General features: G+C 64.0%; 8 protein-coding genes. 3 read left to right on the plus strand and 5 right to left on the minus strand.

Going from position 1 to position 7,979, the window contains the following annotated elements; genetic code table 11:
* Positions 1-1,276, plus strand: a 1,276-nt coding sequence (locus EOA28_RS17120; RefSeq protein WP_128315080.1) for a DHA2 family efflux MFS transporter permease subunit, incomplete at its 5' end; no start/stop codon positions are given.
* A gap of 27 nt (positions 1,277-1,303) precedes the next feature.
* On the opposite strand, the gene EOA28_RS17125 is transcribed toward EOA28_RS17120, so the two are convergent.
* From EOA28_RS17125 to EOA28_RS40920, 3 genes are all read right to left on the minus strand, one after another.
* Positions 1,304-1,528 (minus strand): hypothetical protein, encoded by a 225-nt coding sequence (locus tag EOA28_RS17125; RefSeq protein WP_126081695.1) that lies wholly within the window; start codon positions 1,526-1,528, stop codon positions 1,304-1,306.
* A gap of 103 nt (positions 1,529-1,631) precedes the next feature.
* Entirely contained in the window at positions 1,632-3,857 is a 2,226-nt protein-coding gene (locus tag EOA28_RS17130; protein WP_245501540.1) for an autotransporter outer membrane beta-barrel domain-containing protein, read from the minus strand.
* Complete coding sequence (locus tag EOA28_RS40920; protein WP_128298266.1) at positions 3,854-6,181, minus strand: autotransporter-associated beta strand repeat-containing protein; 2,328 nt, start codon at positions 6,179-6,181, stop codon at positions 3,854-3,856. Before EOA28_RS40920 ends, EOA28_RS17130 begins: the two co-directional genes overlap by 4 nt.
* 629 nt (positions 6,182-6,810) lie before the next feature.
* On the opposite strand from EOA28_RS40920, the gene EOA28_RS17140 reads away from it, so the two are divergent.
* Both EOA28_RS17140 and EOA28_RS17145 read left to right on the plus strand, forming a co-directional pair.
* On the plus strand, positions 6,811-7,026 hold the full coding sequence (locus EOA28_RS17140) for a hypothetical protein (RefSeq protein ID WP_245463347.1): 216 nt from the start codon (positions 6,811-6,813) through the stop codon (positions 7,024-7,026).
* A 212-nt stretch (positions 7,027-7,238) separates the two neighbouring features.
* Positions 7,239-7,430, plus strand: coding sequence for a hypothetical protein (locus tag EOA28_RS17145; protein WP_127251533.1), 192 nt, complete (start codon positions 7,239-7,241; stop codon positions 7,428-7,430).
* A gap of 209 nt (positions 7,431-7,639) precedes the next feature.
* On the opposite strand, the gene EOA28_RS17150 is transcribed toward EOA28_RS17145, so the two are convergent.
* Together EOA28_RS17150 and EOA28_RS40925 are read right to left on the minus strand one after the other, a co-directional pair.
* Positions 7,640-7,819 (minus strand): hypothetical protein, encoded by a 180-nt coding sequence (locus EOA28_RS17150; RefSeq protein WP_126081698.1) that lies wholly within the window; start codon positions 7,817-7,819, stop codon positions 7,640-7,642.
* Between the two features lie 48 nt (positions 7,820-7,867).
* Positions 7,868-7,979: transporter associated domain-containing protein (locus EOA28_RS40925; RefSeq protein ID WP_148670742.1), on the minus strand; the 112-nt coding region annotated here is incomplete at its 5' end.

The following is a 7,979-nucleotide window of genomic DNA, read 5'->3' on the forward strand; positions in this document are numbered from 1 at the left end:
GTGCGGCTTTGCCTGGAACATCGAAAGCATGATCGTGTTCCGGGCGCTGCAGGGGCTGCTCGGCGCCTCGATGATCCCGACGGTGTTCACCTCGTCCTTCCACTATTTCCAGGGCCCGAGGCGCGTCTATGCCGCCGCCGTCGTCGGCAGCATCGCCTCGATCGCGCCGACGCTAGGGCCAGTCATCGGCGGCTGGATCACCGACACGTTGAACTGGCACTGGCTGTTCTACGTCAATGTCATCCCCGGGGCGGTCATCACCGTGCTCGTCGCGCTGCTGGTCAAGATCGACAAGGGTGATCTGTCGTTGCTGAAGGGCGCGGACTATATCGGCATGGCGCTGATGGCGGTCAGCCTTGGCACGGCGGAATATGTGCTGGAGGAAGGCTCGCGCTGGAACTGGTTCGACGACGCCACGATCCGCAACGGCGCCGTCGTCGCCGTGGTCACGCTCATCCTGTTCGTCGTCCGCAGCCTGACCTATTCGCAGCCGGTGGTCGACTTCCGCGCCTTCGGCAACCGCAATTTCGCCATCGGCTGTTTTTTGTCCTTCATCACCGGCATCGGCATCTTCGCCACGATCTATCTGACGCCGCTGTTTCTCGGTTATGTGCGGGGCTACAACGCGTTCGAGACGGGGCTAGCGGTGTTTTCCACCGGCGTCGCTTCGTTGGTCGGCGTTCCGGTCTACATCTTCCTCGCCAAGCGCTTCGACACGCGCTGGCTGATGATGTTCGGCCTGGCCTCCTTCGGCGCCTCGATGTGGAGTTTTTCCGCCATCACCAGCCAGTGGGGCTCGGCCGAACTCCTGCTGCCGCAGATCTTTCGCGGCTTCCCGCAAGTCTTCGCCGTCGCGCCCAGCGTCAATCTCGGGCTGGGCAGCCTGCCGCCGGAGCGGCTGAAATATGCCAGCGGCCTGTTCAACACCATGCGCAATCTCGGCGGCGCGGTCGGCATCGCCATTTGCGGCGCGATCCTCAACAACCGCACCAACTTCCATTTCCTGACGATCGCTTCGCATCTGACGCCGCAGAACGAGGCGGCCATGCGCCTGGTCGACACTGTCGCGCAGCGCTACGGCCAGTTGCCCGGCGCCATCGACGATGGCCACGCCGCCGCGCTGAAGCAGCTCTGGCAGCTCGCCTATCGCGAGGCCTCGACCATGGCCTATGCGGACGCGTTCCTGGTCATCATGGTGGCGTTCGTCATCGCCACGGCGCTGGTCCCGTTCCTGCGCAACGTGACGCCGAAGGCGCCGCCGCCGGATGCGCATTGAGGGGTGCGCGGTTCGCGGCGACGCAGTTTACCGCGACCCCGCCCCAAACCAGCGGATAAAGGCAGCATCCTTGCCGGTGATGTCCTTCACCGCTTTCAGCAACGCCTCGTGCAGGGTTTGCATGGAGCGGTAGTGATCGCATTGCGTCGATATCAACGGGGCCACAATACTGCGATGCAGCTCTCCCGCCGCCATCAGGAACCGCTCAAGCTCCGACTCCGATAATTGCTTTGCCTTGTTGCGACGAACCACCGCGACCTCCTGCGAGAATCGCCCCACCAAGGATTAAATTCCTATACGCGTCGGAAAGTTTCCAGCGACCGCTGGTTGCCTTTTTCGGCCTATTGCCGCCAGCCTACCACTTCACGCTGAAGCCTACCGAGCCGCCGAAGGCATGACTGTCGCCGAAATCCTCCAGGCTGGTGCGCGCCCGCAGCTCGCTATGGACGGAATAGTGATCGTCGGCCCAGCTCAGCGAGCCGCCGACGCCGAGGCCGCCCCAAAGCTGCTGCGGCTTGCTGGTCAGCCTGGTGCCCGAGACGTCGACATCGGTGCCGTCGAGGAAGTCATAATAGAGATTGGCGATGCCATAGACATGTGAGCGGCTGGTCTGGCCCGCGCTGCCCTTCCACTCGCTTTCATAGTCGGCGGAGAGGCCGAGGCGGCCGATCAGGCTGTCGCTGCTGCCGTTGGAGACCAGCGCGCCGTAAGGATCGGTGAAACTGTCGAAGTCGACCGAGGCATAGGAGAGCTGGGCCTGCGGCGTCAGCGACCAGTTGCCATGAAGCGCGATCTTCTGCCCGGCCTCGATGCCGAGGCCGTAGCCGAAGCCGTTGTTGCCGTCGGCGAGCTTCCTGCCGAGCGTCGCGGAGGACAGATCGCTGTCGAACCAGGTGAGCTCGGCCTGGGTGTCGACAAAACCGTTCTTGCCGTACCAGGTCAGCGTGCCGCCGAAGCCGTAGCCGGTTGCGTCGATCGAGCCGGTGCCGAAGGACGAGGAGACGTCCGATTTTACCGTGCCGTAGTGGACGGTGAGACCGCCGACCAGCATGCCGGAGGCAGTCTCGGAAAGCAGCATGTCGAGACCAGCCTGCAGCCGCCACAGATCGGCGTCATAATCGGTGCCGGTGGTGCTCGTGCCCGGCTCGAATTCGCTGTGCGAGGCCTCGATGCGCCCCCAGATCGGGTTGCCGCGCTGGGTGCCTGCCGCCGATTGCGCCTCGCCGCCCCACGAGCGGTTGCCGATGCGCTGCTGCAGCGTGCCGAGCTGGGTGAAGCTCTGCAGCACGCCGGCATAGGCCTCGTAGACCGGCACGGCGGGTGAATAGAGCGGCGAGGTCGGGCCGCCCGGATCGACGGGATTGATCAGCGCCGAGCGCAGATACCAGTCGCCGTCGGCCGGCGTGCTGACGCCGTTCTGGTAGAGGCGGTAGGCATAGGCGCCGGACACCACGGCCTGGTCGCCCTGGAAGACATAGTCGCCCTGCAGGTTGAAGGTGCCGGCGGAGACGCCGCCGACATCGACGATCTTGATGCCGTCGACGGTCTGCGCGCCGCCACCGCCAAGGCCGATCACCTTGATGTTGGCGGTGCCCGATGTGTTGCCGGTGATGATGAGCTTGTCGGTGGAAGAGGCGTCGCCGTCGAGGATCGCTTCGATCTCGACCGTCCCGCCGGCGCCAACGAAATTGCCTTGGATGGTCAATTGGCCGATCGAGTTGCCGGGCGCGATGACGCCGCCGGTCTGCAGCGTCGTCGACCCCACCGTGCCGTTGCCGCCGAGCGCGCCGCCATTGAGGATGGTCACCGCGGAGTTGGCGAGCGAGCCGTTGACCGAAAGCTTGCCGGCCCCGATCGTCGTGGCGCCGCTCAGCGTGTTGGCGCCGGTAAGGCTGAGATTGCCGCTCCCCAACTTGGCCAGCGTGCCGGTGCCGGAGATGACGGCGGAGAAGGTGGCATCGGCCGGCTGGTCGAAAACCAAAGCCGCGTTATCAACGATGTCGCCGGTGCCGAAGCTCGCTGCCTGGCCGATCAGCGTGCCGGTCGAGATCGTCGTGCCGCCGCTGTAGGTGTTCGCGCCGGAAAGCACGAGCGTGCCGGTATCGGTCTTCACCAGGCCGCCGCTTCCGGCGATCTGCGCGGCGATCGCCGCCGTCACGCCGGCGTCGGTCCTGATCCTCGTGGCGGCGGTGTTGGTGGTGAGCGTGTCGCCGTCGATCACATAGCCGTCGGTCATGAACTGCATGCCGGTGAAGCCGACCGTGCCGGCGGAATCATCGACCGTGACGGTGCCGGCCTGACCGGCGAACACCGCGAAATCCTGACCCCACTTGCCGTTGATCGCGCCGTCGGCTTCCGTCCAGTTGCGGTTCGTCGCATCCCACACGCCGTCACCGCCGTCGATCACGCCGTTGTCGTGCAGCCCCGTATTGCCGCCATCCCAGAAGCCCAGCGTCACGCCGGCGCTGGAGATCAGGTTCACCTCACCGGCGATGCTGGTCTGGATGAAGAGATCGCTCGCGGAGACGGGCGTGGTCCCGAACTCAAGCCCGTTGTCCGTCAACGCACCGCCGTAATTCATGAGCCGGTAGACGCGCCGAAGCCGCCGACATCGGTGATGTTCAGCGTGCCGTCGAGGGTGAGATCACCGTTGACCACGATCAAGTCGTTGACGCCGCTGCCGACCGTCCCGGGAGTGCCGAGCTCGTAGTCGAGTTTCGCGCTTGCGTTGAGCGTCAGCGAGCCGACCGTGAGCGTGCCGGGGCTGTCGCCCGGCGCGATGGTGCCATCTACCGTCACCGGCCCCGCGATGGTTCCCACGCCCGACAGGGTGCCGGAACTGCCGACGCTGACGGCGGTATTTCCAAGCGAGCCATCGACGCGCAGCCTGCCTGCGTCGACCGTCGTCGCGCCGGTATAGGTGTTCGTACCGGAGAGCGTGAGCGTGCCGGTGCCCAGCTTGGCAAGAGAGCCGCCGGCGCCTGAGATCGAGCCGGAGAACGCGGTGCTGGCGTCGCCCCCGATCGCCAGTTTCCTGTCGCCGAGAGCGACATTGCCGGCGCCCGACAAGGAGCCGATCGTCTCGTCATCGCTGTCAATGCCCGTGATGCCAGAGGAGATGGAGGGCCGCGCGAGCGACAGCGTGGCGCCGGCCGCCACTGTCACGGCCGAGGCGTCGGGAATGGAGTCGATGCCCGTACCGACCGCATAGAGCGTGCCGCCCAGGATTTGTGTCGCGCCCTGGTAGCTGTTGTTGCCGGCCAGAACCTGTCGGTAGGCGCCGTTCTTGACGAAGCCGCCGGTTCCGCTGATGCCGCCGTAGAACAGCGCGATCGTGTTGGCGAAATTCGTGCTGGTGGTGAGGTCGCCGACAAGCTCCACCGTGCCGGCATCGCCAGACAGTGTGCCGATGGTCTCGTCGTCGAGGACGCGGAACACACCGGCTTGCGCAATCACCGCAGACTGGTCGCCGATGGCGTTGCCGCCCTTGGCCTCGAGGGTCCCGCCCAGAATCCGCGTGCCGCCGGTATAGCTGTTGTTGCCCGATAAGGTCAGCGTGCCGGCGCCGGTCTTGGTGAGAAGGCCGCTGCCGCTGATGGTACCCGTCAAGCCAAGGTTGGCATCGGTCTGGACCGTGCCATTGTCGGTCAGGGCGACATTGCGGCTGCTGGTGAAGGCGGACGTCGTCTGCAGCGTGCCGCCATTGAAGGTCAGGCCGCCGGAAGCGGCGCCGAGATTGGTGTCGGCGGAGACCGACAGCGTGCCATCGCTCAGTGTCCACGGCGTGACCGCGGATGTCGTTCCCGTCAAAGTCCAAGTGCCGGTGCCGGTCTTCTGATAGAGTCCGAACCCGTCATATTTGGCGCCGGGGCCGAGTTGAGAAACGTCGAATGAGCCGTCAGCGCTGCCACCGAGGTTGAACGTATCGGCGGCACTGAAAGCTTTCACGTTGCCAGCAATGTTCGAGGTCGACCAGATCTCGAGCGAGTTGACCCCGCCGGTAAACTGAATTGCCTGACCAGCGAGGCCGCCACCTGATCCCCCTGCGCCACCGGTGATGGTGCCGCCATTGATGACCGCGATCCCCGCGCCCTTGATGCCGGCACCTCCGTCGCCCGGCGCCAAGAGCCCCGTGCCCCCGGCACCGCCGGCGATTGTCCCGTCCGCTTCATTGATGACGGTTCCGCCAGAAAGCAATTGCACGCCGGCACCGCCATCGCCGCCGGCGCCTCCGGAAGTACCAAAACTGTTACCGCCGACGCCGCCGGTCAGGGTGCCGCTGTTGGTAACCGTGCCGCCTACGGTCAGCACGATTGCCGCTGCGCCGCCACCGCCACCGCCGATGACGGTGATACCGCCCGCGCCGCCGGTAACATGGCCGCCGACATCCACGGTCACGTCGGCGTTTGAAAATATGCCGACGCCGCCGCCGCCCGCGCCGCCGCTTCTGGAGGGAGTCCCAGTGTTACCGGGACCTCCTCCGGTGCCGCCAGTTACCATTCCGGCGCCCGCGACGGTGACATCGGCTGTGGCCGAGATGCCCACACCGCCGCCGCCGTGCCCACCGGGTGTGGTGGTTGCACCCGCTTGACCTAGTCCGCCTGTCCCACCAGTGACGGTGCCGGATATGGTGGTGATAGTTGTAACAGACTGACCAGTAGCACCGGTGATGCCGGTAGTGCCTCTTGGTCTGCCGGCAACGGTCACACTCGCCCCACCCGGCGCACCGTTGCCGGTGGTAAGATCCACCCCGCCACCGCCGCCGCCGCTGCTGGTAGCGGAAGAATCCGCGTCCTGTCCCGTCGCTCCTGCAAGCGACCCATCGGCGCCGCCAACGCCAAATCCCCCGGTCGTGTTTTTGCCGTTGCCGCCATCAGCCAGGGCAGGCGCCGTGCCGAGTGCCACGGCGATAAGTGCTGCGAGCGAAACACCGGCACGAAGCGCAGCTGCGCCTGCCTTTCCGCCAGACGGAATACCATGAACGCTGCCGCCCGCCCTCATTGAACCGTGCCCCTGAATCCGTTGCCCGCCACGCCGGATCGCCCGCACGGCGCACCGACCAAATCGCCGAGAGGTTAACTTGGCGTTTGATTCCTGTCCCGAAGTTGAATTGTCGATTATCGATATATTGAGCACCGTTACTTAAAGGCAACATTAGGTATTTGGAATGTAAGAAGCATAAATATAAGCTTTTACTTTAATATGACTGGAGCGGAGGGTGGGCGGCGCTTGCGGGCCACGCGCCGAGGCCAATCAAACGGAACCGCGTTCAAGCTCCGCCGACAACAGGACAGGGTCGGAGACGCCGCGGCCGAAAAGCGCCATCACCTTGACCGCAATGCGTTCGCGTTCATCCTCGTCGGCAACGTGCTGCCTTGCGCAGTAGTTGTTCAAGACTTTTATAAGAACGTCGAGCTCCGGCGGAATCCGCCACACCGCATGCTGGGTAGTGTCTCGGTTTGAATTTCGGAAAATTCCGACCGCGTTTGAACGCCACGCCAAAAGTGCCTATGCTTAGCGCTATGGATCCTCAAATGATAAAGCGGCACCTGGCACAAGCGGAGCAGCATGTGGCTGAAGGCGAGAAGCACCTTATCCGCCAGCGCGAACTAATCGCCAAACTCGAACGCGATGGTCATGATACTAAGGAAGCGACTGCGTTTTTGGAGCAGCTTGAGGAGATGCAGGGGATGCACGTCGCCGACAGGGATAGATTGAAGAACGAACTCCGCAATGCCGACAGGACCTAACGGCCAGAAGCGACCCACGATGTGATCGGCAACGCAGTCCGCGTCATGCGCATTGCCGGCAAGACGCGCCTGGAACGCGTTGCCCCGAAGCCCGGCAAGCGTGGACCCGACAAAAAGCGCGCCTCACCAGCTTGAAAATTGGCCTTGAAAAACGAGCCTTCGGAGCCTTATAAAAATTGACGTTTCCCATGGCTTCTCTGGAGAGAGCTGCGATGGATAACGTGCCGTGCAACGAAGCGAAGCAGAACGCCGTGGAAGTGGTCGAGGCCTGTGGCGAATGGTTCGTCCACGTCATCGAAAACGGCAAAGATACAATCACCAATTTCGAACTCGAGGCATATGCGCTCAGCTACGCGGAGGGGCAGCGCATTCGCTTGGGAATTGAGAGGATGGCGCGCATCTAAAGCGCGTCGCGATCCTTCGGATTCGCTCCATGTGCTTAAGGTTTTTGATTTTACGCATGTCCTTATCCCGAAACCGGTTCCCACTTTCGGGAGACATGCTTTAGTTGGCTCTTCGGGGCCAACGGCCCGGCCCGCAAATCCTGTGTCACCTTGATAAGCGGGCCGGGTCGCCTTGTGTTCCGAGCCGGGTCGAATTTCAAACTGAGACATTACCTATTCTTCTTCAGTAGCCGCGCCTCCCGAAGAAGCGAACTGGCGTCGATGCCGATCAAGTCGACGAGGTCGCGGGCCTGGGCCTCGGTGATGCCGGTTTCCTTCATGAGAAAGCGGACCCGGAATTCCTTCTCCGCCTTCAATCGCTCGTCGCGTTCGTGCTTGCTCTCGGCCATGGATTTTTCCCCATGACCCGAAACCGCAAGTCGACGCTAAGGTTCCGCTCAGCGCGCCACGGGCCGATGCCCGTCGGGCAGGCGGGTGGCGATCAGCTTGTCGATGCGCCGGCCGTCGAGGTCGACCACCTCGAAACGCCAGCCTTGCGCGTCGACGCAC

It is taken from the genome of Mesorhizobium sp. M2A.F.Ca.ET.067.02.1.1, from assembly GCF_004023285.1.
GTDB lineage: Bacteria > Pseudomonadota > Alphaproteobacteria > Rhizobiales > Rhizobiaceae > Mesorhizobium.

Excerpts from the sequence above, each read along its gene's own strand:
- EOA28_RS17130 (WP_245501540.1), bottom strand. The coding sequence starts at position 3,857 with ATGAATTACGGCGGTGCGTTGACGGACAACGGGCTTGAGTTCGGGACC.
- EOA28_RS17140 (WP_245463347.1), top strand. The coding sequence starts at position 6,811 with ATGATAAAGCGGCACCTGGCACAAGCGGAGCAGCATGTGGCTGAAGGC.
- EOA28_RS17145 (WP_127251533.1), top strand. The coding sequence starts at position 7,239 with ATGGATAACGTGCCGTGCAACGAAGCGAAGCAGAACGCCGTGGAAGTG.
- EOA28_RS17150 (WP_126081698.1), bottom strand. The coding sequence starts at position 7,819 with ATGGCCGAGAGCAAGCACGAACGCGACGAGCGATTGAAGGCGGAGAAG.